This window comes from Burkholderia sp. ABCPW 11, from assembly GCF_001523445.1.
In the GTDB taxonomy this organism is placed as follows: domain Bacteria; phylum Pseudomonadota; class Gammaproteobacteria; order Burkholderiales; family Burkholderiaceae; genus Burkholderia.
The window spans coordinates 72,314-97,396 of sequence record NZ_LOVM01000002.1 but is presented as its reverse complement, the minus strand read 5'-3'; the positions used below and the strand labels follow the sequence as shown (position 1 = coordinate 97,396).

Below are 25,083 nucleotides of genomic sequence, written 5' to 3'. Positions count from 1 at the left end.
TGCATTTCGATGACGGGCAGATAATATCCCTTATCTGTCCATCGTCGTGCATAACCTGACAATTTCCTTTCCATCGATGCGGTTACCTGCTTGCGGCGGCCGTGATCGGCGAATGCTTGCCCGCTACGATGTACTGCCGCAGCCGCTCCCACGCGTCGAGATAGCGGTGGTACGAGATCGCAGCGAGTTGCTCGTCGTGGATGACGAGAATGCGCTCGATGGTCACCAGTTCGTGGTCGAGCAGCAGGCAACGTTCACCTCGATCGACTCGCGTGACGCATGCATTGAGCGCGACCTCGGCACGCCGATACAGATCAAAATCCGCTCCGGCCGAAGTCACGTCCCGCATGTAGAACGCCAAGTAGACGACGCGTATCAGACAACTGACCTGATCGAGGTCGCCGCGGCCGCCCCGAACAGTGGCCAACGCGAGATGGTTCTCGAGCGACAGCGCGCGGACCTTTTCGGTCGGGATTGGCCGGCAGCCGCCCGGACGCGAGACCAGGCGCCGAGCGTGCCACTGGCGCGGTAACGTACCGGCATCGGCAGTCGCGCGAATCGGTCATCCGCGGCCTGCTCGGTTTTGAGCAGAGCCTCGCGAATCAGCTCTGTGATCGGCGGCGTATCGGGTGCGAGACGGGGCGGGTGCGGTTGTTTCGCGCTCTTGAAGGGAGCCGTAGTGCGGTGCGATTGCCGGATCAGCGGCAGCTCGTGCCGGGCGACGAGGAACCGCGCGAGGAGGACAGGACTGTAGTCGACACGGATGCGCATGGCGTGCTGTGGCAGCACGGCTTGCCCGCGCGTGCGCGCCAGCGTCACGTGCACGCCCGCCGGCGCCGTCAGCGTGACGCATTCGTGCCCATCCAGACGGCCGCGGCGCTCGGTCAGGACTTCGGCCACGGAACGCCACGCCTGGCCGACGTACTGCTGCATATCGGCCGGGCCGCTGCCAGCGGGAAGCGGCCGCGCCTCAATCCGCATCGACAGCTCGGGCAGCAGGTCCTGGCAGACGACGGGCTGGCCGCGCAGTTCGAGCGACGCCGTCATTGCGAGGCTGAAAATATCCTGCGTATCGAGCGGATCGCCAAACACGTCCAACTCGCGTCCCTCGGCGAAAAGCTGGCCATCGGAGAAGGCAAGCTCGCTGGGTTCCGGGAAATGAGGAGACGTCATCGCAATGCGGAGATCATTCCTCAGTTTAGAGATCGATGTACGACACCGATTGAGATGCCACCAGTTTCGGCGGCGTCGGACACGCGCAAAGGCAGAGATCGTCGCTCAACGCTGCCTCTCGCCCATCCGGTCCGGTGGTGGAGATCCGCGGGCCGGTGCAGCCGATCTTGCCCAGCGTCTTGCAGACGGGGCACCACACCGGATCGTGTTCGTAGGCTTGCTCCCGGCCATCGATCAGATCGGCGCCATCGCCGCCTTGCACGATGCCGCCAACCGTCGTCGTGTCGCCCTTCACGATGTCGTAGCGTCGCATGGCTGCCTCGTTTAGACCGCGCCCGGCCGCAGGCGAAGGTTGTTCAGGAGCATGTCCCACGTTTGCAGCGCGCCGGCCTCGTCGACCGGAGACGTCGCTTCTTCAGGCTTCAAATCGGGGCTGCTCGCACCGAGCAGCAACTGAATCGCCGTATGCGGCTTCGCCAGCGTGCTCGGATCGCCCGGCGCAAGCAGGTAGAAGCGGTAAGACGTGATTTCGCCTTCCTTCAGGGCGAACAGGACTTCTTCTGCCTCCATCCCGGCCACCGTTCGCTTGCCTTGCCGCAGAATCCGGTAGCTCCCACTCGACACGCGATCCATCTGTGCACGCAGGGCGGGCAGTGTCTTGGTCAGCGGCTCTTTTTGGTCGACGTCAACTGAATCCCGCATCTGAATCACCAGCAGCGCTGGGCGTCCCGGCATCAGCGCAAACGACTGGCTGACTTCCTCGGTGTAGGTCGACGATCCCGTGACGATCCCTCCATCGAAACAGAATCCCGATTCGGTCGGCACTGCCCAATTGTCGCGCGCCTTGATCCTACGATAGGTATCGCTATAAATTTCCTCTGCTCGCCCAATTGCAGCCGACCCAATCCGACCAACCGTATGGAACAGAGTGGTATTTTCGTAGAGATATCCTTCTGTTTCAAAAGGCAATTTCGCCGCCTTTGCTACCCCTTCTTGATAAACAAAAACCCTTGAGTTTTTTGTCGGGGAGAAGGCCTTTTCGAGCCAGGCATGTCCTGTCTTACCATTTGGATTTGACGGATCAAATCGTTGTTTGGTTCGATATTCATTTTCCAGACCGTCAACTTTGGTTTGATAGCTGGCAGATGAAGCGTTGTGCTGTGTTTCCAGCTTCTCTCCTCTAAATTTATATCGCTGATTCGTGATTTCGCTTGCCTCTGGCCGATTGAATACGAAACGCCCAATGCACCACGGGCGCTGCTTGGATAGCAAGGGATTCGTCATCGTTGGTTCCCCGGAAAACGTTATCGAGCAGGCGCACAGGCCCGCCACCAAGATCATGACTCGCCCAATACGCGTCAGCATGACGGCGCATCCTGCGCGATTTGCACGATGCTGTAGAGCAGCGCCCAGCGCGCCCACGGATGGTTATAGCTTTCCTGGTGCACATAGCCTCCTTGGTCAAACACCATTTGTACGCCTGGGGCCGCTCCGCCGCCCGCACCGCGCGCGGGGGCTTCCGCTGACCATACCGGCACCGTCCCGTCACCGGGCACGATGCCATTCTTGTTGGGATCGGGGGCATCGCTCCCCGGCGGCAGCTTCGCCACCTTCTGCACCTCGAACTCGACTGTAACGTTGCGCGAATCCAGATGCACGCGCAGCGTTCCGGTGTGGGAATCATCGTGTTTCTCACCGAGGAACCGCGCGGCGCGCAGTTCTTCTTCCGTCACGCCGAGCGGTATATTCCCTTTCCAGATCACCGTGCCCCAGGCCAACAGCTCGTCGAGCTTCTTACCTTTCTCGACCGTGGGTTTGCTGTGGCCGTCGCTCGACGCTGTTGATTCCTTGGGCTTCAGAGCCCCATCCCCATAGGTGACGTATGTCTTATCGTGGTAGGTCTCTTTAATCTTCAATTGATTGCTCACAACAGACAGCATTGTTGTTGTGAAATTTTCGAAGACATTATTGTCGGTTGCGTCAGCACCGAGTCGCTTCTTCACGATTCCTGCCGGATCGAGTAGAGAAGTCGATTCTTGGGGGACCAAGCCGTACCATTTTGGGTTTATAAAGACCTCGTTATATACGTCGCCTTGCTGCGGCAACTTCATCACCGGGGTGCCATCGAGTCGCGAAAAAATCCACCACGGCTCCCCGTTGTGGTAGTCGGGCATTGGAAGCAATTCCAGCGCGCCCGGTGCGTTTGCCGCCACCGCGACGAACTCGTTCGCATCACTGCCGAGCAGGGCGCCATTGATGAAGCCGTCAATCCCGCCCTCGCTACCACCACCAGTGCGGAACCGCTTCGCCGCAATCGGTGCGCCGGTTGCCGGCAACACATTATGGAACACACCGTGCATCAGATCCGCCGCGCCGTGCATAGCGATCGCCATGCGCGCGACCAGCCCACCCATCGAGTGCGTCAGGATGATAGCCTTGCCGCTATGGTTCTCGGCGATGATCTCCTTGATGCCCATCAGTCGCGTCGTCTTGCCGGTCTTCTTGTCTTTGACGTCCAGTCCTTCAATGACGTCTCTTGCCGACTTCTCGTTCGATTGCAGCCAGTTGTAGCCGATCGCATATACCCGGTACCGATATTTCAGGAAGTGTTTGAAGGCTTCCGAATCTTTCGTGATCGTCTGTCCCCGACCTTGCGCGCCGGCGTCGGTCGCGCCGTAGTCGGCGGGAGCGGTGTCCAGGAGCGGCTGGAGTGTCCACGTCTTGCCATCGGGGTCCGTTTCGATCCACTGACCCTTCAACTCTCCCATATGCATCGGCTCGTTGAGCTGCTCCTCCAACCAGGCCAACACCGGTTGATAGCTCGACCGGTATACCGAGCCCCAGCCGCGTCGACGCGCCTCTGCCTCGTCCACGTACTGATCTTCCGTGTCGCCCTTTTGAAGCTTACCGGCACGGATCGGTCCGAGCGGAGTCGGAGATGCCACGGTCGCGTCGAACTGTGTTTCTCGCGTGGAAGCCCCCTTGAACCACATGCCGATCAATGCCGGCAACGCGCCCGCTTTCCCAAGCATACCGTCCGTGTTCGGCGGAAAAAACATCTCATCGCCGGTGTCCGTGTTAATCAGGGGTGAACCCATAATGCCGGGCAAGAAGATCACGGGAATGATTGGCCGCACGTCACACAGCAGTTCCTTGGGGCGCGTGTCGCTCGACGGCGTCAACGTGAAGTGTCCAACCGACGCACCGTCCTTGTCCGTGCGTCCTACCTGCCGCACAGCTTGCTCGGCGTCGATAAAGGGCGAACTGCTGCTGGATTGATCTGTGTTATCGCTCATCTTCGTTCGTCAAATTCGAGCATTGATTATCGGATTCATGCCGCAGGGCCGTTCGGCGTCGGCCGCAAAGCGCGCACCGCCAGCTTCTCGATATCCTCGCTCTTCTGTTCGGTGATATGCCCCAACTCGTTCGTCATCCCGGACAACTTTGTCCCATCGCCACGGATCAGCTCGTACGGATGGTTTTTCAGCACCTCGCCCGAGATGCGATCGCGCAGCACATAGGGATCGTTGAACTTGGCCGCCGGCAAGCTGTTCATGTGCTCGGCGACCGAGCTCGGCCCCTGTCGGCTGAACGACGCCGACTTGATCGTGCGACCACCGCGCGTGCCGTCCTCAATGCCGTCCTTCGTGATGCGAATGTACGAGCCGCCGCACTTGAAAATCAGTTCGTCCGTCGCCTGGATCACAATCCGCTTCTTGCTGAACAGCGACGTGTCCTTGGCCGAGTTCAGCTTGATTTCGTCGGTGTGCGCCGACACCTCGATCGGCCCCTTCGCGGCGAACAGCTTCATGCCGGCCTTCTGCACGAACAGGCTGATCTTCTCGGCCGCGGCTGCGATCAACGACTTGCCGCTTGCCAGGTGGGTGTTTTCACCGCTGACCACGTTGACTTCCGCTTCCGCCAACACGTGCGCGGAGCGGTCCGCCACGGCCGCGAAATCCGCCGGCGTCGCGATCACGATCACGGGCTTCGCGAAACTGTTCGCGTTGCCGGTGCCGCCGCCGGCCGTGACGCCGCCCGACGTCTGCCCCGACACCGGTTTTTGTACGGCGGTCGTTAGATCCTTGAGCGCATCCTGGCCCGCCTGCAGCGATTCGGCCTGCGCTGTCGTGCTGGCGCTCGACAGCGATTCCACCAGCATCCCGACCTGCTGCAGCCGCGTGCGGGCCTCGTCGACGCCGAGCTGCTCGTCGTCGTAGGCTTTCGCGTGCGTGCTGATCGACAGACCCTTGTTCGCCCGCACCGCGCCGTATTCGTCGGCATGCAGCACGAACCCCTGGCCGAGATATCGACCGCGCGTGTTGCCGTCCTGCTGGATCAGGTAGCCCTGCGTGAGCGCCGCGTAGCTCCTGCCCGTGTAGCTGATGAGGCGCGTGCCGCCCTGGTTCGTCGCGTCGTCATGCACGAATGCGTTGTACGCGCCGGTGTTGCCGAAGCCCTGTGATTGGAACCCGGACAGCAGCACGTTCGTGTGCCATTGCGATGGTGTCGTGCCGCCGTTGACGCGCCCCAAAATAAAGGGCTTGTCGCAGTCATTGCTCCAGTAGCCGATGAGCACCCATTCGCCCGCGCGCGGTACGTGCACCGCGCCGTACCCATTGCCGGTATCTGCCTGCATCGACGACAGCAGGGGTGACGCATTGAACGCGCCGTCAGGATTTTTCCGGTCCCACGCGAAATGCACGCGGACCTGGTTCCGCTCGTTCGACCAGGCCTCGACTCCCTGCTGCGTGACGACGAGCGCATGCTCGATCGACATTGTCGGCTTCGGATGGTCGAACGGGCTGCGGAATTCGACCCGCGCGTCCTGCGCCTCGACCTCGAGCACGAAGAAGCCGGCCGTACCGTCTTCGGCGTGGCCCGGTGTCGCGAAGCGTGCGCCGTGCGCCGACTGCTGTTCGGCCAGCGTCGCACGCAGGCTGAGCGGGAATTCGGTCGGCGGTTGGCCGATCGGCACATTGTTCTCGATGAACCAGCGCGCCTCGACGGCCAAGAACGTCCGGTCGGCGTCGTCGCGTTCCGGATGGCGCGGGTGGTCGTTCAGCACGAAGCGCGATCCCGCATCAAGCCAGCGTAGACCGCCGACCCCAAAGTAGCGCCGGGCACGCGCGTCCCAGCCTTGCACGCGCCGGCGCGCGCGGGCGCCGCCGCTGTCGGAATCGGGATAGCCATACGCGGTCGGCTCATAGAACGTCATCGGCGCATTCGGAATCCGGTTCTGCTGCGCCTGGTGCCGGCCGTCGTCCGTGACGTAACTGACCGACGCTAGCGTACTCGCCGCTTCAAAGCGGGAAGCGGGGCGTTTGTAATCGAACGCGCTGGACTCGTACCGCAGGCTCTGCATCGTCTGCATCGCCGCCCAGTGGGTGAAGCCGCTCACCGCCTCGTTGTCGCCGGCGCCGTGGACGAAGTCGGCCGGCTTCGCGTCGGGCAGCGCCGCGACCTGGTCGACGATCACCAGCGTGGTCTTGGGTGTCTCGCCGTCGCGGACCGGCTCGTGCGCCCAGTAGCAATACCAGCCTTCGTCTTCGAGCAGACGGTGGAAGAAATGCAGATCCGTTTCGCTCTGCCGGCACCACGAGCGCACCGCTGGCTCTCGGTTCAGGTTGAAGCGGAATCGGCCCTGCAGCTGCGGATAGCGGTTGAGGAGGTCAGAGACGATCTCCTGCGCCGTCTGTTCGAGCCAGCCTTCGTCGTTACGCGTGCCGCCCAGGAACACCAACGCCGACGAAAATTCGAGCTGGTATGTCGACAGCCCACCGTCCTCGCCCAGGTAGCCGACCCGGTGCACAAAGCCGTGGACCGGGCGATAGACGGAGTCGGCAAACGGGGCGGTGGGCTGCTGGATCCACAGCGTGACGGGCTGGTGCATCAGCGACAGCAGCGCGGTGTCGTCGCGCAGCGACGCGACGTCGAGTGTCCAGTTGTAATCGCGGCCGATCCGAGCCGATCCGCGTGCGCGCAGCGGGATCAGCGCGTTCTGGCCGAGCGGCGTGTCTAGCCGCAACAGGCGGTTGTTCTGCAGTAGGCCCCGGTGGATCGCGTTATACAGATCGCGATATTTCAGCTCCCCGAGCGCGGGTGGTCTGAGTACCATTTTTCTCTCAATGTTTTTCTGGAATTTTCCGCCGCACATGCGGCCAGCTCATTTTAGGCAGAGCAAACGACACCAAACTACAGCGATTGTCAAATAATCGTGCACCAATTCGATAACGGGGAACTGCCCGTCGACGATCATTGCCATGATTCGGCTGCCATCAACACCGGCACTCCGCACTGACCGGGCTATTCTAACCGGATGTCTGGATCGTGCGGTTTGCAACGGTCAAACCGGCACCCGCCAGGATTGGCGCTGTGCGGCCGAAAAAAAGGCCGACCGTGGAAGGTCGGCCCGAATGTTCCGGGAATCCGGGGAGGCTTCGCCAGAACCTGAGAGGGTTCGATTATCGCATAACGATCCGCTCGCTTCGCTCGAACGGGCTCGCGGGCGCCTGGTTACGCTTCCCAAAATTCGTCATCCGGATATAACGCCTCGAGCGGCTCGAGAATCGTCCTCACGCGCGTTAATTCCGATGCGAATTCGTCGATTAGATAGAGCGCATCCAGTACTTGCTCAGGGAAGGTGCCTTCACGCCGTGACGGGACCGACGGCGCGTCGTTCAAGACCGAATGCGCCATGGTGTGGATGGCCAGCAAATCGTCGCGCAGTCCCTCGGGATCGTGCAGTTGGATTCGGATGCGATCGACAATATCCACAGCCGCTAGCAACCGCGTCGTGTCGTAACTCGATTCGAGCCGTGTCAGCGCCGCAGTGTCAACGTCGCCGAAATAGGTCGTGGTCGTAGCCGGGCGTGCGGTCATGGGCGAGATGGATAGTGACGGGGCGCGTGACCGAATAACGGATCTCTGATCCAGGCTTCCGGACGACTGCCCAGGTGCAGTTTCCGGATGATGATCCAGCAGCGTCTGTAGCGCACCAGCACCACCGCTGCCAAACCGATCGACGCGAATCTTCGTACGTCGCTGGTAGGGCCTTATCCTGTACCAAGGAACGAGTCCTCGCCATCCGTAAGGTTGCCCGTCCGGATGCGTCTCCAGGCAACGCTCTCTGATAAGGCGGTAGGCTTGTTTGGCGCCGAGTGAAGTCAGTTGCCTGATGGTCTGAGCCGAAGCACCTTCAAGATACAGTGAGACAGCCTGCTTTCTCGCAAGATACAGGGCGCGCCTCGCGTCATCGAGCGCCCCCTCGTCCGGCGTGGCCCATTGCGACGTATCAATGCTCCGCCCACCCACGGTCCGGCGAGAATAGCGAAGGTTTTCATCAACGTCGGCTACTTGCATGGCCCTTCCGATCAGACAATTACCGAGGCTAAAGGGGCAGACGGTCTTTAAAGATAGAAGGCATTCGCGAGAAAGCAAGTCGCCCCACGACAACACGTCGAAAAAGTTACAAAATTGCTTTGTCTGCATGGCGAAGGAACAACTTTCCTAAGAATTTTTCAAGGAAAAATTGTTCCTGCTGCGGCGCCAAACACCGGGTTTCCGCCAAACCAGAGGGAACAAAATTGCTTAAACCAACGGCCACCGGTCTTTCGTGCGGCAATCCAGTATTCCCTGGGAAATGCTTCCGCACAAAATGCGGCTGTGATTCAGGCATGGGCTGCTGGCACAGGCTACGCGATTGGCAGCACGCGGGCGTCTGGAATCGACGTCATCGGGAGGTAAAGCCCGCGCGACCGACACTCGGTCGGCCAACGCCGCATGGTCCGGTCACACGTGCGTCGAATTGCGTTAGAAATACCACACGTTCGCTACCCTTCTCAGTCGCAATTCCGGGATCGCGCGTCCTCGCGTTCAGACCTTACACCACTGCACTTGACCTCGAGTGAGGCTGGTTGCCAATCCAGAAGGAATCTCACGAAGGCGCCTGCAAGGTGCGCCGCAAGAGCGGATCGAACGTGTATCTCTCCACCATACTTCTGCCCGATGCAGCCGATCCGGTCCGCGCGCATCCTTCATCGTCCCGGCGCGCGCCGCGCGCCGGGACCGGTTGCAGCCTGGCGGCCTCCTCGCCGTCAGAACCGGTACGTCGCCCCGACCTGGAAGAAGCGGCCGAGGTCCGTGTAGAGCGACTGGTCATAGCCCGTGATGTCGGGCACGGCTTGCCACTCGACGTCGAACGGCGGCTTCTTGTCGAAGAGGTTCGTGATGCCGCCGTAAATCGTCCAGTGCTTGAAGCCGCGGTAGTTGAACATCAGGTTGAACTGGCTGTACGACGCCACCGAGCCCGTGCCGCCATCGCCGAATTCCGCGGCCACGGCGTTCGTATAGGGCCCCGTGTATTGCCAGGTCAGCGTGGTGGTCAGTTGCCGGTAGTCCCAGCTCAGGCTCGTATTGCCCTTCCAGCGCGGGTTGCTCGCGCCGAACGGCTGCAGCAGCGCAAGGTTGTTGCCGGCGAAGTCCTGCGGTGCGGTTCCGGGGCTGTGCAGCTTGAAGTGCCACACATAAGCCCAGTCGCCCGAGAGCGTGAACGTGCCGTACTTGGTGCGTAGCGCCTTGCGGAAGTTGAGATCGAAACCGTCGGTGTCGAGCGCGCCGAGGTTCACGAAATGCTGAACAAGGTAACGCACCGACCCGTCGGCGTTGCGCACGACGCGGGAAGGATCGTTGGCGACGAGCACCGCGTTCGGATCGTCGGTGCCGATGACTCCGTCGATGCGGACCTTGTAGAACGCCGCGCCGATATCGGTCATCGCGTCGGGCGAAAGCTGGAAGCCGATGTTGTAGTTCTTCGTGTGCTCGGGCTGAAGATTCGGATTGCCCGCGACTTGCTCCGTCGTGAAGTGCTTCGTCGGCACACCGCTCGGATCGTTCGGATCGACGAGGTTCTGGTGAGAGAGATAGACGGCCTGCGAGTTTTCGACGAGGGTCGGCGCGCGGAAGCCGCGACTATACGATGCATACGTCGTCAGCATTTGCACGGGCTGGAAACGCAGCGCAAAGCTCGGCGAAAACGCCCCGCCGAAGTCGCTGTAGTGATCGTAGCGGCCCGCCTGCGTGAACGTCAGATTGCGCAGGATCGGAATGTCGACCTGGTAGAACGCGGCGGCGACGTTGCGCGAACCCTCCACCGTCTGCACGTTCGCGGGCGCTGATACGCCTTGCGATGCGAGCGTCTGCGGGTTGATCGTCGACGATTCGTGGCGGAACTCGGTGCCCAGGCCCAGGCCGACGGGTCCCCCGGGCAGCGTGAACAGATTCGACGTGGAGGCCTTGGCCGTCACGCTGTCGACCTTCGAGATGGCCTGCTGATCGTCGTCCGTGAAAACACCCTTCAGGCCGTTCGGCGTGGAGGCCGGGTTCGAGAAGTTGTAGGTGCCGTTGGCGAGCATGTTCTCGAGGCCCGCGACGTTGATCCGGTTGCTATACGTCGTATCGACGGTGCTCTGCGAGTGGCCGTAATCGGCCGACCAGTCCCACGCGCCGAACCTGCCCGCGTCGAACGCGCCTTTGACGCCCGTATTCGCCATCCAGAACGTCGATACCGTATCCGCCCCCACGACGTTGCCCGGGAAGGTCAGGTTGATCGCCGTCGGCACGCCGAACGGGTTATAGGGGTTGCTCACCGGTACCGTGCGCGGCAACGGCGAAACGGATCCGGTCGAAGGGTTGTAGATGTTCGTCGTGCTCGAGATCGAGGCCGGCCCCTGCGACTGGACGGTTTCATCGCGGCTCACCCAGAAGCCCGCATAGGCCTGCGTGTTGTCGTCGATCTTGAACGTGGCCCGCACCTTCGCGTTCAGGCGCGTCGTGGACGGAACGAGCGATGTCGAGGCGGCCGGGTTGTACGTGCAATTGGTCGCGCTCGTCTTGCTGCCCGGCGGGCACGGCGAAAGCGGCACCTTCGAGCCGTCCGCCAGCGACCAGTACGACTGCTGGTTCGGCCCGAGCGGCGCGGCCAGCCCGCCGGGATATTGCGTGAAGTCTTGCGCCGACGTCATGTCGCGATCGCCGAGCGTCGAGCCCGAATCGCGGTAATAGCTGGCGGCCGCGGTGACGTTGAAGCGATCCGAATTCAGATCGCCGAAGCCGGCCAGTACGCTGAAGTTGCCTTGCCCGTCGCCCGGATGCTGCGCCTTGCCGAGTTGGCCGTCGATCTGCAGGCCCTGAAAGTTCTTCTTCGTAATGATGTTGACGACGCCCGCGATCGCGTCCGACCCGTAGACGGACACCGCGCCGGTCTTGACGATCTCGACGCGCTCCACCATGTTCAGCGGAATTGCGTTGACATCGAAGAACGTGTCGGTGAAGTTCACCGACTGCGCATAGTTCGCGACGCGCTGGCCATCGACGAGCACGAGCGTGTATTTCTCGCTGAGCCCTCGCAACGCCATGCCGGCGCCGCCGGGGGCCGAGCTGTTCATTGTCGTCTGGCCCCAGCTGCTGGCGGAATTGGCCGAGGTCGAACGCAGGAAATCGGCGACCGTCGTGTATCCGCTTTGCTGGATTTCCTTCGCGGTGATGACCTGCACTTCGGTGTGGCCGACCTTGTCGGATGTGCGGATCAGCGAACCCGTCACCTCGAACTTGTCGAGCTTTTTCACGGTCTGCCCGCCCGCGGCAGTGCCCGACGCCGGCGCGGGCGCGGCGGCGGCGGTGCTGCCGGTTTGCTCGGTGGCGACGCCCCCGTCGACAGGCGTTGTCTGCGCGTAAGCGGAGGTACCCAAAGCCGCCGTCAACGCGACTTCAGCCCATGCGATGCTGCGTATTGCCGATCCCAAAGCCGTTGGTTTCATAACACCCCTTTGTCGTCGCAAGGCCTGACCTTTTTGTATGCACGGAGATTCGCCGGCCTTTAAATAGCGTTGCCCCGCGTTCCTGATTCGTCATCTGGTGCTCACAACCATTCCGTCCGACCGTTCATTTCTTTCAACTTTATTTATTCCGCTTACAGGAATAACCAAGCTGAAATTCAAGAAATAAAATATCCACAAAATTAGTAGCTCTAATTACATGGATCGATCTATCCATGTATCGAACGGCCCTGTGCAAGCCGTACTACCAACGGCACTTGGCACATTCGCGCCATGGCGCCTCGTCAACCAGAACGTACGCGCTACCAGGAAAGGCAGTCACCCGTTGAAGAGCTGCTTTACGTATTCACTTTGAAAGTCTTAATGCACGGAATTTTCATTACCGTTCACTACCAGGCTTTACGCTGGACGCGAACATATCAGGACAGAATCGACGCGTCAAAAAATATTTGATGGCACATAACTTTGTTTAGGTGCATTGAATGCACTCGGTTGGTGCCGAATGAAAATCGATATGGTTCATCAATCGCCACCGTTGCCTTTCTTCCTTGTTCGGCTGCTTTTTTTCCCGCTCGTGAATGCGCCGCAATGGAGCACACGGCAGGCATTCGCCGGTCCGAACTGTTTTGTTTAGCCGACACGGGCACCCCCTGGAACGGGATTTCCCGGTCGGGCCCGGATGGTGTTCCTCGAATATCGGATAGGATTCCTGATATATCAGCCCCTCGAGCATGTGCGTGGCGTCGTGCACCACCGAATTGACGGCTTTCGTGTGATATTCACACGTCGTCGCCCCTTGATCCCACCGCAACACCTCGTCGCGCACATCAATCGATCTCCAGATTCCCGGCCGTTTCCATGCGCTTCGTCACCGCCGCATGCCGCCCGCGTCGGCCTATGGACACGACTACCCGAAACGCCACCGGCGCGAACACCAGCCCGAACATCGTCGCCGCCAGCACGCCCCCGAACGCGCCGGTCCCGATCGAACGCCGGCTTTCCGCGCCCGCGCCGGTCGCCAGCACCAATGGCACGGCGCCGAGCAGAAACGCCATCGACGTCATCACGATCGGCCGAAACCGTGCGGCCGCCGCCTCCACCACCGCCTGCCGCAGCGGCACGCCGCGTGCGACGAGTTCACGCGCGAACTGCACGATCAGAATCGCATTCTTCGCCGACAACCCGATCACCGTAATCATCCCGACCTTGAAGTACACGTCGTTCGGCATCCCGCGCGCGAGCGCCGCCGCCAACGCGCCCACGATGCCGAGCGGCACGATCGTCAGCACCGACAGCGGAATCGTCCAGCTCTCATACAGCGCGGCGAGCGCCATGAATACCGCGAGCACCGACAACCCGACCAGCAGCGGCGTCTGCCGCTCGGCGATCCGCTCCTCACGCGCCGCGTTGACCCAGTCGTAACCGATCCCGGCCGGCAGCATGGCGGCCAGCCGCTCCATCTCCGCCATCGCCGCGCCCGAACTAGTGTGGGTCGCCGCCCGGCCGCTGACGTCGAGCGACGGGTAGCCGTCGTAGCGATTCAGCATCACGGGTCCGACCGTCCAGTGCCGCGCGGCAATAGCCGACAGCGGCACCATGTCCCCCGTCCGGTTCGGCACCGACAGCGCCATCAGTTGCGCGTCGGTCGCACGCGCGCCCGGATCGGCCTCGATGATCACGCGGCGCATCCGGCCCGACGCCGGAAAATCGTTGATGTAATTCGAGCCGAACGTGCCGCCGAGCAGCCCCGCGATGCGCTCGAACGGCACGCCAAGCGCATACGCCTTCGCGCGATCGACGTCGAGCTCGATGCGCGGCGCATCCGGCAAGTCCTCGAAATGCACGGACGCGAGCGCCGGGTCCGCCTTCGCGCGCACGGCCAGTTGCTCGCGAGCGGCCTTCAGCACGTCGAGCCCGACCCCGCCACGATCCTCGAGACGGAACGTGAAGCCGTCCGCGTGACCGAGGCCGGGCACCGATGGCGGCAGCGTTGCCTGTACGTCGCCGTCGAGAATCGCATCGAAACGCCGGTTGAGCCGATCGCGCAACGTCATCGCATCGACGTCGCGCTGCGACCAGTCCTTCAGCTCGACGAATGCCATCCCGACGTTCTGCCCGCTGCCCGCGAAACTCCAGCCGATCACGCTCGTCACGTTCGCGACGGCCGGCTCCGCCTGCAGGATCGCCTCGACGCGCTGGACGACCGCGGCCGTGCGCGCCTGTGTGGCGCCAGCCGGCAACTGGATCATCACCTGCAGTTGCCCCTGGTCCTCGGTCGGCAGAAAACCGCCCGGCATCATCCAGGACAGCAGCCCGCACACGGCCACGAGTGCGACGTAGATGCCCGCGACCGCGCCCGTGCGGCGTACCGCCGCCACGGTCATGCGCCGATAGCCGGCCTCCGCGCGCGAGAATGCAACGCCGAAGCGGTCGGCCAGGCGCGCGCCGAGGTTGCGTCGCGGCACGCGTCCGCCACCGCCTTCGTGACGGCCGACCGGTTTCAGCAGGTTCGCGCACAACGCCGGCGTGAGCGACAGTGCCATGAACGACGACACGAGCATCGACGCGATCATCGACACCGCGAACTGCCGGTAGATGCCGCCGACGCTGCCCGGGAAGAACGCCATCGGCACGAACACGGCGGTCAGCACCGCCGTCACGCCGACGATTGCCCCGCCGATCCGCTTCATCGCGCGGCGCGTCGCATCGCGCGGCGACACGCCCTCCTCCATCACGCGATGCACGCTCTCGACCACGACGATCGCATCGTCGACGAGGATGCCGATCGCCAGCACGAGGCCGAACATCGTGAACACGTTGATCGACAGCCCGAACGCCCACATCGCGACGAACGCGCCCATCAGCGTGACGGGAATCACCACCGTCGGCACGAGCGTGTAGCGCAGCTCGCGCAGGAACAGCCACATCACGCAGAACACCAGCACGACGGCCTCGGCGAGCGTCAGCACGACTTCGCGGATGGCGATCTTCACGAAATGCGCACCGTCGAACGGAATCTCGACCGCGACGCCCGGCGGCAGCGTCTTCGACAGCTCGGCAAGCCGCGCGCGAATCGCGTCGGACGTTTCGAGCGCGTTGCCGCGCGGGCCGAGCTGGATGCCGACGGTGGCCGCCGGACGGCCGTTCAGCCGCGAATAGAACGAATAGTCGTCGCGGCCGATTTCGACGCGGGCGACGTCGGCGACGCGCACCACCGAACCGTCCAGCTTCGACTTCAGCACGATCCGGCCGAACTCCTCCGGCGACGTCAACTGCCCCTTGACGACGATCGTCGCGGTGAGCTGCTGGCCGTGCACGAACGGCGCATCGCCGATCGCGCCGGCCGTCACCGTCGCGTTCTGCACGCCGATCGCCGCGATCACGTCGTCGGCGCCGAGGTCGTATTCGCGCAACTTGTTCGGATCGAGCCAGACCCGCAGCGCCTCGTCGGCGTCCCACAGCTCGGCCGCGCCGACGCCCGGCGCACGTTTCAGTTCGCGCAGCACGTAGCGGTTCAGATAGTCGCCGAGTTGCGCGGAGTCGCGCGTGCCGTCGGTCGACGTCAGCGTGACGAGCATCAGGAACGTGTTGGCGGCCTTGAACACGCCGATGCCCTGCTGCACGACCTGCTGCGGCAGCCGCGGCTCGACCTGCTTCAGCCGGTTGTTGATGTCGACGAGCGCGATGTCCGGATTGGTGCCGGGCGCGAACGTCACGTCGATCTCGAGGTTGCCGTGACCGTCGCTGCTCGTCTCGTAGTACTGCAGCCCGTCGGCGCCGTCGAGGCTCTCCTCGATGATGCTGCCGACGTCGCCGTCGACCGTCTCGGTCGACGCGCCCGGATAGGTCGCGGTGATCACGACGCGCGGCGGCGCAAGGCGCGGATACTGCGCGATCGGCAATTGCGGAACGGCGAGCACACCCGCGACGACGATCGCGAGCGCGACGATCCACGCAAACACCGGGCGGTCGATGAAGAACGACGGCATCGCGATGCGTCAGCGAACGGCACGGGCGCGCCGCGCCCGGTTCACGTCAATCATCCGTGCCCCCTTCCTTCCGCAGCGGGCCCGGTTCCGGCGCGAGCATCGACGACGCGAGCAGCGCCTGCGTATACGGGTGGGACGGCGCGTGCAACACGTCGAGCGTATCGCCCTCCTCGACCACGCGCCCCGCCTTCATCACGATGACCCGGTGAGCCATCGCGCGCATCACCGCGAGATCGTGCGTGATGAACAGGTAGCTCAGTGCGTACTTCTTTTGCAGATTCGTCAGCAGATTCAGGACCTGCTTCTGGATCGACACGTCGAGCGCACTCGTCGGCTCGTCCAGCACCAGCAGTTCCGGCTCGACCGCCAGCGCGCGCGCGATCGCGATGCGCTGGCGCTGGCCGCCGGAAAATTCATGCGGATAGCGCATCATAGCTTCGGCCGGCAGGCCGACCTCCTGCAGCAGGGCTGCAATCCGAGCGCGCCGCGCAGCGCCGGCCACCTGCGGCCGGTGCACGGCGAGCCCCTCGCCGACGATCTGCTCGACCGTCATGCGCGGCGACAGCGAGCCGAACGGATCCTGGAACACGACCTGCATGCGGCCGTACAGTGCGCGCCGGCCGCGGGTCGTGCGCAGCAACGCCAGCGGCATGCCGTCGATCTCGATGCCGCCCGACGCCGGCCGCTGCAGGCCGAGCACGGCCGCCGCCAGCGTCGATTTTCCCGACCCCGATTCGCCGACGATGCCGAGCGTCTCGCCGCGCCGCAGGCTCAGCTTCACGTCGTGCACGGCCCGGAACGCCGTCTTGCCGAACACCGCGCGCCAGCCCTTCGCAGCGATGCGGTAATCGACGGCGAGCTGCTGCACGTCGAGGATCGTCTGCGCGCCAGCCGCGACCGGCCGGACGGCGCGTCGCGGCGCGCTGTCCAGCAGCCGGCGCGTGTACGCGTGCTGCGGCGCGGCGAACAGCGCGGCCGTCGCGTTCGTCTCGACGAGCACGCCCTGCTCCATCACGGCCACGCGCTGCGCGAAGCGCCGCACGAGATTCAGGTCGTGCGTGATCAGCAGCACGGCCATGCCGCGCGCGGCCGCCTCCTGCTCCTGCAGTTCGATCAGCAGGTCGACGATCTGCTGGCGCACCGTCACGTCGAGCGCCGTCGTCGGCTCGTCGGCGAGCAACAGCCGCGGCCTGCACGCGAGCGCCATCGCGATCATCGCGCGTTGCCGCTGCCCGCCCGACAACTGGTGCGGGAAACTGTCGATGCGCCGTTCCGGCTCGGGAATCCCGGTGCGCCGCAGCAGCGCGATGCCACGCTCGCGCGCCTCGCCCGCTCGCAGGCCCTCGTGCAACCGCAGACTCTCGGCGATCTGCTTGCCGATCGTATACAGCGGATTGAGCGCCGTCATCGGCTCCTGGAACACCATCGCGATATCGGCGCCGCGGATGCCGCGCATCTGTTGCTCGGTCTTCGCGAGCAGATCCTCGCCGTCGAACAGCATCTGTCCCGACAGCGTCGCCTGCTGTGCGAGCCGCAGGATCGACAGCGCCGTCACGCTCTTGCCCGAGCCCGATTCGCCGACGAGCGCGACGCGCTCGCCGCGTCCGACCGAGAGGCTCAGATCCTGCACGGCGGCTTTCGCGCCGAAGTGCGCGGAGAACCGCCGGATGTCCAGCAAGGGCGTCGTCATCGTTGCTCCCCGCCGAAGGCCGAGCCGCGGGCGCGCATGTCGAGTGCGTTGCGCAGCGCGTCGCCCATGAACGTGAGCAGCAGCAGCGTGACGACCAGCGCCGAGAACGCGGAGATCGAGATCCACCACGCGTCGAGGTAGTTCTTGCCTTCCTGCAGCAGTTCGCCGAGGCTCGGCGTCGGTGGCTGCACGCCGAGGCCGAGGAAGTCGAGGCTCGTCAGCGACAGGATCGCCGCGCTCATCCGGAACGGCAGGAACGTGATCACCGGCGTCAGGCTGTTCGGCAGCACATGTCGCCACATGATCTGCCGGTTGGACAGCCCCATCGTGCGCGCGGCCTTCACGTAGTCGAGCGCACGGTTGCGCAGGAACTCGGCGCGCACGTAGTCGGACAGCACGATCCAGCCGAACATCGACAGCAGCACGAACAGCAGCCACAGCGACGGCTCGAAGATCGACGCGAAGATGATCAGCAGGTACAGGTCGGGCAGCGCGCTCCAGACCTCGATCAGGCGCTGCCCGACGAGATCGGTGCGCCCGCCGTAGAAGCCCTGCAGCGCCCCCGTCAGCACGCCGAGCGCGACACCCGACACCGTCAGCGCCAACGCCATCAGCACCGACAGCCGAAACCCGTACAGCAATCGCGCGAGCACGTCACGGCCGAACTGGTCGGTGCCGAGCCAGTTGCTCGCGGACGGCGGCGCCGGATACGGCCGCGACGCGAAGTAGTCGATCGTGTCGTAACGGTAGCGGTTCGGCGGATAGATCGCGAAGTTGCCGTGCGACTCGAGTTTCGCGCGGATGTACGGATCGAGATAGTTGGTCTTCGCCGGAAAATCGCCGCCGAACTGCGTCTCCGGATAATCCTTCAGGATCGGGAAATAATAGTGTCCGTCGTAGCGCACGAGCAGCGGCCGGTCGTTCGACAATCCGTCGGCCAGCAGGCTGAGCGCGAACAGCGTGGCAAAGATCATGAGGCTCCAGTAGCCAAGTCGCTGCGCGCGAAACCGCAGCCACGTGCGTCGCCACGGCGACGGCGACGCCGCGCACGCGACGGCGGCCGGATCAGTGGTCCAGGCGGCTGAACTGGATACGGGGGTCGACGAGGACATAGCAGATATCCGCGATAAGCTTGGTCAGCAGACCGATCAGGGTGAACAGGAACAGCGAGCCGAGCACGACCGGATAGTCGCGGCGGATCACCGAGTCGTACGACAGTTGCCCCATCCCGTCGAGCGAGAACAGCGTCTCGATCAACAGGTTGCCGTTCAGGAACGCGCCGACGAACGCGGCCGGCAACCCGGTGAGCAGCGGAATCGCCGCGTTGCGCAGCACGTGCTTCCACAGCACGTCGCGCTCCGGCGCGCCCTTCGCGCGCGCGGTCAGCACGTATTGCCGGCCGATTTCGTCGAGAAACGTGTTCTTCGTGAGGATCGTGACGATCGCGAAATTGCCGACCACCGAGGCCGTCACCGGCAACGCGACATGCCACAGATAGTCGAGGGTCTTGCCGACCAGCGTCAGGTCGTCGAAGTTGTCCGACGTGAGCCCGCGCATCGGAAAGACCTGCCAGAACGTGCCGCCGCCGAACAGCATCAGCAGCAGCACGCCGAGCACGAAGCCCGGCACCGCGTAGCCGGTCAGCACCAGCACGCTCGTCACGGTGTCGAACCGCGAGCCGTTGCGCACCGCCTTCGCGATGCCGAGCGGCACCGACACCAGATACGTGAGGATCACCGTCCACAGCCCGAGCGTGATCGACACCGGCAGCTTGGAGCGGATGACCGTCCACACGCTGCGGTGCGCGAAGTAGGACTGGCCGAGGTCGAACGTCGCATAGCTTTTCAGCATCAGCAGATAGCGCTCCAGTGGCGGCTTGTCGAAACCGAACTGCTTGCGGATCTGCTCGATCTGCTGCGGATCGACGCCCTGGCTGCCGTGGTAGCCGCCCCCGCCTCCGCCCGCCTCGCCTCCCCGCGTGCTGCCGTGGCGCAACTGCGCGAGCACCTGCTCCACCGGACCACCCGGCACGAACTGCGTGACCGCGAACGTGATCGTCACCACCCCGATCAGCGTCGGAATCATCAGCAGCAGCCGCCTCAATATGTATGCCAGCATCGTTGCTCCCCGTCAGGCCGCCGGAGCGGGTTGTGGCCGTGCGGCCGGCTTCTTCTCGTACCAGTAGTCGATGATCCAGTTCTCGTACTGATAGGAAGCCGGCACGACCGCCGGATGGCCGAGCGTCGCCTTGTACGCGATCCGCGCGTTCGGCATGTAGTACTGCGGGACCAGCACGTACAGGTTGATCAGCACGCGGTCGAGGGCGTGCGTGGCCGTCTCGAGATCCTCGAGCGTATTGGCCGCGAGCGCCGCGCGGATCAGTGCGTCGACGGCCTTCGACTTCACGCCCGGATAGTTCTCCGAGCCGGGCTGCGACGCGGCCGCGCTGCCGAAACGGCGTGTCAGCTCCGCGCCGGGGATCGTCACGGGCGAGTAGATATACGTCGTCATGTCATACTCGAAATTGTCGAGCCGCTTCTGGTAGAGCGCGCTATCGATCTCGTGCAGGTACGCATGGATGCCGAGCGTCGCGAGCGCCTGCGTGTACGGCAGGATCAGCCGATCCATGCCGGGCTGGTCGTCGATGATCTCGATCGTCATCGGCGTGCCGTTCGCGTCGCGCAACGCGCCGTCGCGGTAGTGCCAGCCGGCCTGCGCGAGCAGGTCGCGCGCTTGCTTGAGGTTCGCGCGCAACGAGCCCGGCGGCAGCGTCGACGGCTTCTTGCTCATCGGGCCGAACACCTCCGGCGGCAGCGTCGACCGGTACGGTTCGAGCAGCGCGAGCTCCTTCGCGCTCGGCATGCCGGACGCGGCGAACGGGCTCGCGTCCCAGAAGCTGTTGGTGCGGCGGTACTGCCCGTAGAACATCATCCGGCTCATCCAGTCGAAGTCGAATGCCAGCGCGAGCGCATGACGCACGCGTACGTCCTGGAACATCGGCTTGCGCAGGTTCATCAGGAAACCCTGCATCTGCGCGGGGCCGTCCGGGAATTCGCCTTTCTTCAGCAGTCCGTTGCGAAAGTTCTTGCCGACGTACTTGCGCGCCCACTGCGTCGAGCTGTATTCCATCCGCGCGTCCACGTCGCCGGCCTTGAGCGCCTCGAGCGCCGTGTACTGGTCGAGGTACAGCTTGAACGACACGCGTGCGAAACGGAACATCCCGCGCCGCGACGGCAGGTTCGCGGCCCAGTAGTGCGGGTTGCGCACGTACGTGATCTGCTTGTCGTTCTTGCGCTGCTCGATCAGGTACGCGCCGCTCGCGATCGGCGGCACGTTCGCGATCTGGTCGAACGGCGGTCGCGTACCGTCCGCGCGCTGCCCCCACTTCGGCGAGAACACCGGCAGGTCGCCTGCGATCAGCGGGGCGTCGCGCTCCGCATGCTTGAATTCGAAGCGGATCGTGTGACTGTCGACGACCACCGCGCGCCGGATGATCGAGAACTGCGCGTTGTACAGCGGCGACGCCTGCGGGCTCGTCAGCGTATCGAACGAATACTTGACGTCGGCCGCGGTGATCGCGTCGCCGTTCGAGAAGCGCGCGGCCGCGTTGATGTGGAACGTCGCCGACAGCCCGTCGGGCGCCACCTCGACGTCGTCGGCGATCAACGCGTATTCGGACGCGAGCTCGTCCCAACTGCGCTGCATCAGCGTGTCGAACATCAGGTTCTTGATGTCCGGCGCGGGCGAGCCACGCACGAGAAACGGGTTCAGCGAGTCGTAGCTCTGCGCTTCGTCGTAGTTTTCGAAATTGAGCGCGCCGGTGTCCGGCGCCTGCGGATCCGCATAGTCAAAATGCGTGAAGCCCAGCGGATATTTCGGCTGGTCGTATTGCGCGATGGCCGGCACCGCACGCGCGACCAGCGGCATGGCCGTGGCGTATGCGATCAGCGCCACGCACGCGATCAGCGCGGGCATCCGCCGCCATTTCAACAGTCTCATGTTCAGTCAACCCGGTTGCGTGCCGGCCCGATGCCCGCACGCGATCAATGTCTGTCGATTCATACGTCGTCGATGCCGGTCGGATCCGGCTGTACCGTCATCGCGCCTGGTTAAAAAAAAGGCCGCTCCTAATTTGGGGTAGTGGACGTGGAGCGGCCCGTCCAAGCTGGCCAGTCTTGCGCGTGTCGCCGTCAGAACTTGTACGTCGCGCCGACTTGCGCGAAGCGGCCGATGTACGAATACACCGACGTGTCGTACCCGCTCTGGCTCAGCGTGCCGGGCACGCCGAAACTGATTACTTGCACTGAGCGCACTGCTTGCTTTCCGTTTCGAATAATGCTGGTCCGACGGGCTAGAACAGCCGCGGCGTACCAACCCAGACGATCACCGCCTCTTCGTCGGCCGTGTTGTGCCACGCATGCGGCATCGTCGACTCGTAGTGCGCGGTGTCGCCAGGGCTCAACACGAACGTGCAATCCTCCAGCGTGAGCGCGACCCTTCCGCGCATCACGTAGAGGAACTCCTCCCCTGCATGCGTCGTCACTTCCGACGGTGACTGGCCCGCCGGTATCCTGACGAGGATCGCGTCGAGCTTGCGACCGTCCACGAGATTCGTCAGCCTGGCAAAGGAACTGGCCGAGTTCGTGAACTGGAAATACTGCAGTGCGTCGCCGCGGCACACCGAGCGCGCCTCGGTCGGCGTGTCGATGAAGTACTGCATCGTCACGCCGAGCGCCTTCGCAATCCGGACCAGCGACGTGATCGACGGCGTCGCGCGCCCACGCTCGACCTGCGACAGGAATGGCTTCGAGATCCCTGCCGTCGTGGCCGCTTCGTCGAGCGTGAGTTTCAGCCGCTGCCGAAGCGCGCGGATCTTGTTGCCGAGCGAAACCGCGACGAGCACCGATTCATCGGGAGGCAAGACCATGGAAGAACGGACCCTCTCAATCGCAATCGATTTGATGTCGGCAGGCCTTGCCCGATGCCATGAAACTGCCGCCACGGTGCGAGGCTCCGCTGCCCGTCGCCGCCGCGCGCACGTCTCACGCGAAGCGAAACGGGAGTCCCACTTCGCGATCGCGCGATTCGCGCTCATTTCATTCGGTTTACTAATTAACACGGCTGCCCCTTTTTTCCTCGCCCAGTCAGACTTCTCCACCTTCAGGTGGCCGCAATGGCACGTGCATGCGGTACGGCGCCCATCCCGCATTCGGCCGCTGCATCCCCCCAGCGCCGCCTTACCGCGACGCGACGACCGTCCACAGCTTCGCCAGATCCCCCGATCCGTCGTTACCCTTCACCGTGCGCAGCACCTGGACCGCATGCGCCTTCTGGCCCGACACGTAGTACGCCTCGCCGAGCCGCAGCCGCGCCGCATCGGGATGCTCGAGCCCGCCCTTCGCGATGACCTGCTCCATCATCGACAGCCCTTGCGCCGCATGGCCCGCGAACACCAGATTCATGCCTGCGTCGATCGGTGCCACCGGATCGGCAGTGTCCGCGCCCGACTGCGCGCGCCTTGCGGCCAGCGCCTGCAGCCGTTTCTCGCGGTCCGCCTGCGCATCCTTGCCGAGCACGCCGGACGCGAAACCCTGGTCGATCACCTGCCGGCCTTCGGCCGGCGTGCCCGCCACCAGCGCGAGCTGCGTCATCTCCATATAGGCGCCGGCCGTCGTCAGCGAGCCCGTCGCTCTGCGCAGCCGGTATATGTCGAGGTCGAGCGACGACAGGTAACCGGGGCTGCCGCGAATCGCCGAGATCATTTCCTCCCAGTACGCGGGGCTCGGATGATAAGCCACCAGCATGCCGAGCGCGCTGCGATACGCACCGGCATCCTTGCTCTTTTGCGCACAGTCCGCCAGCATCTGCAACTGTCCTTCGTCCGGCGCGTGGCCGGCCTTCACCTGTGCGTCCGCACTTGCCTTCAGCTGGCTCACGACCTGGCCGCAATCGTTCGACAGGTAATACGACTGCGTGAGCAGCGTGCGCATTTCGGGATCCGTGCCCCCCGCCTTCAAGTAGCGCTGCGCGATGCGGATCGCCTGCGGATAGTTCTTCTGCTGGAAGTAGATCCCCGCGAGCGCCGCCGTCGTCCTCTGCTCGTCCTCGCCCGACAGGCGCCCCGAGTTCAGGACGGTTTCGTAGGCCTGCGCGGCCACGCCGGTATCGCCGGCCGCCATCGCCGCCGCGCCGCGCGTCGCTTCCACCATGTAGGTTTCATACGGCGTGCGGTTGGGCACGGCGGCCGCCTGCGCAATCTTGCCGAGCGCGTCGCGATACCTGTGCGCGCGATACAGGTCCTGCGCGGCCGCCAGCGGCTTCGCCACATCGGGCCGCAACGCGTCGGCCGTCCACGCCGGCCCGCCGAGCACGCAGGCCGCACCGAGCGCCGTCAGCGCCATCATCCATTTCCATCGTCGCTGGCTCATCGGTTGGCCTGTCCCGTCATTGCATGAACTGCTCGTTGCCGATCAGGCCGATCTTCGTCGCGCCCACACGCTGCGCGGACGCCAGTACGGCCGCCACGTCCTTGTACGGCGCCAGCTTGTTCGCCCGCAGATGGATCTCCGCCTGCACGGGCTCGTGCGCAATCGCCGTCAGTTTCGCCTCGAGTGCCGCGCGATCCGGCACCCGCGCGCCGTTCCACGTCGTCGTACCGTCGAAGTCGATATCGATCTGCACGACCTCCGGCGGTGTGGCGGGCGGCGGTGGGTTGCCCACCGGCAGGTCCATCTTCACCGAATGCATCTGGATCGGGATCGTGATGATCAGCATGATCAACAGCACCAGCATCACGTCGATCAGCGGCGTGGTGTTGATGTCGACCATCACGTCCGGCTCGGCGCCGCCTCCGCCCGAAGGCACGTTCATTCCCATCGTCTGCTCCTGTCGATGCTTGCTCTGATTCCATGCGTCGCCGTCAATCGGAATCGACGCGCGTGCCGTCCCCGTGCAAGGCTAACCACCCCGCGCCGGCGGTTCCGTAATGAACGACACCTTCGCGATACCTGCCCGCTCGCACATCGTGACGACCCGGCCGATGAACTCGTAGCGCGTGTTCTGGTCACCGCGCACGTGCACGCTCGGCTGCGGCTGCTGCTGCGACACGCCCTTCAGCTTCGCGAGCAACGTCGACGCATCCACCCGTTGTTCACCCCAGAAGAAATCGCCGTCGCGATTCACCGCGATCTCGACGCTCTTCGGCGTGGTCTGCAGCGGCTGCACGACCTCCTTCGGCAGCTGCAGCTGGATCGTGTGCGTGACGACCGGAATCGTGATCAGGAAGATGATCAGCAGCACCAACATCACGTCGACGAGCGGCGTCGTGTTGATGTTCGCGATCACCTCGTCGCTTTCGTCCTGCCCGACGTTCATGCCCATCGCGCGCCTCCGTCAG

The 25,083-nt window shown here is 63.9% G+C and carries 17 protein-coding genes and 1 pseudogene; 1 reads left to right on the top strand and 17 read right to left on the bottom strand.

The genetic code is table 11. The features are described from left to right. Nucleotides 1-82: 82 nt before the first annotated feature. From WS61_RS01195 to tnpC, 7 genes are all read right to left on the bottom strand, one after another. Complete coding sequence (locus WS61_RS01195) at nucleotides 83-475, bottom strand: hypothetical protein (protein WP_257126634.1); 393 nt, start codon at nucleotides 473-475, stop codon at nucleotides 83-85. Beyond that, complete coding sequence (locus WS61_RS01190) at nucleotides 376-1,173, bottom strand: hypothetical protein (RefSeq protein ID WP_257126093.1); 798 nt, start codon at nucleotides 1,171-1,173, stop codon at nucleotides 376-378. The genes WS61_RS01195 and WS61_RS01190 overlap by 100 nt, the downstream gene beginning before the upstream one ends. A 25-nt stretch (nucleotides 1,174-1,198) precedes the next feature. Continuing rightward, entirely contained in the window at nucleotides 1,199-1,486 is a 288-nt protein-coding gene (locus WS61_RS01185) for a PAAR domain-containing protein (protein ID WP_059498890.1), read from the bottom strand. Between the two features lie 11 nt (nucleotides 1,487-1,497). Further along, nucleotides 1,498-2,457, bottom strand: a complete 960-nt coding sequence (locus WS61_RS35125) for a T6SS immunity protein Tli4 family protein (protein ID WP_179949647.1) — start codon at nucleotides 2,455-2,457, stop codon at nucleotides 1,498-1,500. Nucleotides 2,458-2,531: 74 nt separating this feature from the next. Next, a complete protein-coding gene (locus WS61_RS01175; protein ID WP_059498889.1) occupies nucleotides 2,532-4,469 on the bottom strand; it encodes a triacylglycerol lipase in 1,938 nt (645 codons plus the stop codon). Nucleotides 4,470-4,504: 35 nt separating this feature from the next. After that, nucleotides 4,505-7,291, bottom strand: coding sequence for a type VI secretion system Vgr family protein (locus WS61_RS01170; protein WP_059498888.1), 2,787 nt, complete (start codon nucleotides 7,289-7,291; stop codon nucleotides 4,505-4,507). A 398-nt stretch (nucleotides 7,292-7,689) separates the two neighbouring features. Continuing rightward, on the bottom strand, nucleotides 7,690-8,055 hold the full coding sequence (gene tnpC / locus WS61_RS35890; protein WP_059498887.1) for a Tn3 family transposase post-transcriptional regulator TnpC: 366 nt from the start codon (nucleotides 8,053-8,055) through the stop codon (nucleotides 7,690-7,692). A 730-nt stretch (nucleotides 8,056-8,785) separates the two neighbouring features. Here tnpC and WS61_RS35470 point away from each other — a divergent pair. Beyond that, nucleotides 8,786-8,909: pseudogene (locus tag WS61_RS35470) on the top strand (transposase); the annotation flags it as partial. Between the two features lie 360 nt (nucleotides 8,910-9,269). Here the strand turns inward: WS61_RS35470 and WS61_RS01160 are convergent. The 10 genes from WS61_RS01160 to WS61_RS01115 all read right to left on the bottom strand — a co-directional run bounded on the left by WS61_RS01160 (nucleotide 9,270) and on the right by WS61_RS01115 (nucleotide 25,067). Next, entirely contained in the window at nucleotides 9,270-11,990 is a 2,721-nt protein-coding gene (locus WS61_RS01160) for a TonB-dependent siderophore receptor (RefSeq protein ID WP_059498886.1), read from the bottom strand. Nucleotides 11,991-12,835: 845 nt separating this feature from the next. After that, nucleotides 12,836-15,997 carry a multidrug efflux RND transporter permease subunit gene (locus WS61_RS01155; protein WP_059498885.1) on the bottom strand — a complete coding sequence of 1,054 codons (3,162 nt, stop codon included), beginning with the start codon at nucleotides 15,995-15,997 and terminating at the stop codon, nucleotides 12,836-12,838. Nucleotides 15,998-16,043: 46 nt separating this feature from the next. Beyond that, nucleotides 16,044-17,687, bottom strand: a complete 1,644-nt coding sequence (locus WS61_RS01150) for an ABC transporter ATP-binding protein (protein ID WP_059498884.1) — start codon at nucleotides 17,685-17,687, stop codon at nucleotides 16,044-16,046. Then, a complete protein-coding gene (locus tag WS61_RS01145) occupies nucleotides 17,684-18,799 on the bottom strand; it encodes an ABC transporter permease (RefSeq protein ID WP_059498883.1) in 1,116 nt (371 codons plus the stop codon). The genes WS61_RS01150 and WS61_RS01145 overlap by 4 nt, the downstream gene beginning before the upstream one ends. Further along, a complete protein-coding gene (locus WS61_RS01140; protein WP_059498882.1) occupies nucleotides 18,753-19,805 on the bottom strand; it encodes a microcin C ABC transporter permease YejB in 1,053 nt (350 codons plus the stop codon). Before WS61_RS01140 ends, WS61_RS01145 begins: the two co-directional genes overlap by 47 nt. 12 nt (nucleotides 19,806-19,817) lie before the next feature. Further along, nucleotides 19,818-21,686, bottom strand: coding sequence for an extracellular solute-binding protein (locus WS61_RS01135; protein ID WP_059498881.1), 1,869 nt, complete (start codon nucleotides 21,684-21,686; stop codon nucleotides 19,818-19,820). A gap of 352 nt (nucleotides 21,687-22,038) precedes the next feature. Then, nucleotides 22,039-22,614 (bottom strand): helix-turn-helix domain-containing protein, encoded by a 576-nt coding sequence (locus WS61_RS01130; RefSeq protein ID WP_059498880.1) that lies wholly within the window; start codon nucleotides 22,612-22,614, stop codon nucleotides 22,039-22,041. A 310-nt stretch (nucleotides 22,615-22,924) separates the two neighbouring features. After that, the gene (locus WS61_RS01125; RefSeq protein ID WP_059498879.1) at nucleotides 22,925-24,115 is read right to left on the bottom strand and encodes a lipopolysaccharide assembly protein LapB; all 1,191 of its coding nucleotides are present in this window, start codon (nucleotides 24,113-24,115) and stop codon (nucleotides 22,925-22,927) included. 16 nt (nucleotides 24,116-24,131) lie between these two features. Next, on the bottom strand, nucleotides 24,132-24,563 hold the full coding sequence (locus WS61_RS01120) for a biopolymer transporter ExbD (RefSeq protein ID WP_059498878.1): 432 nt from the start codon (nucleotides 24,561-24,563) through the stop codon (nucleotides 24,132-24,134). A gap of 81 nt (nucleotides 24,564-24,644) precedes the next feature. Then, on the bottom strand, nucleotides 24,645-25,067 hold the full coding sequence (locus WS61_RS01115; RefSeq protein ID WP_034207364.1) for a biopolymer transporter ExbD: 423 nt from the start codon (nucleotides 25,065-25,067) through the stop codon (nucleotides 24,645-24,647). Between the last annotated feature and the right edge of the window lie 16 nt (nucleotides 25,068-25,083).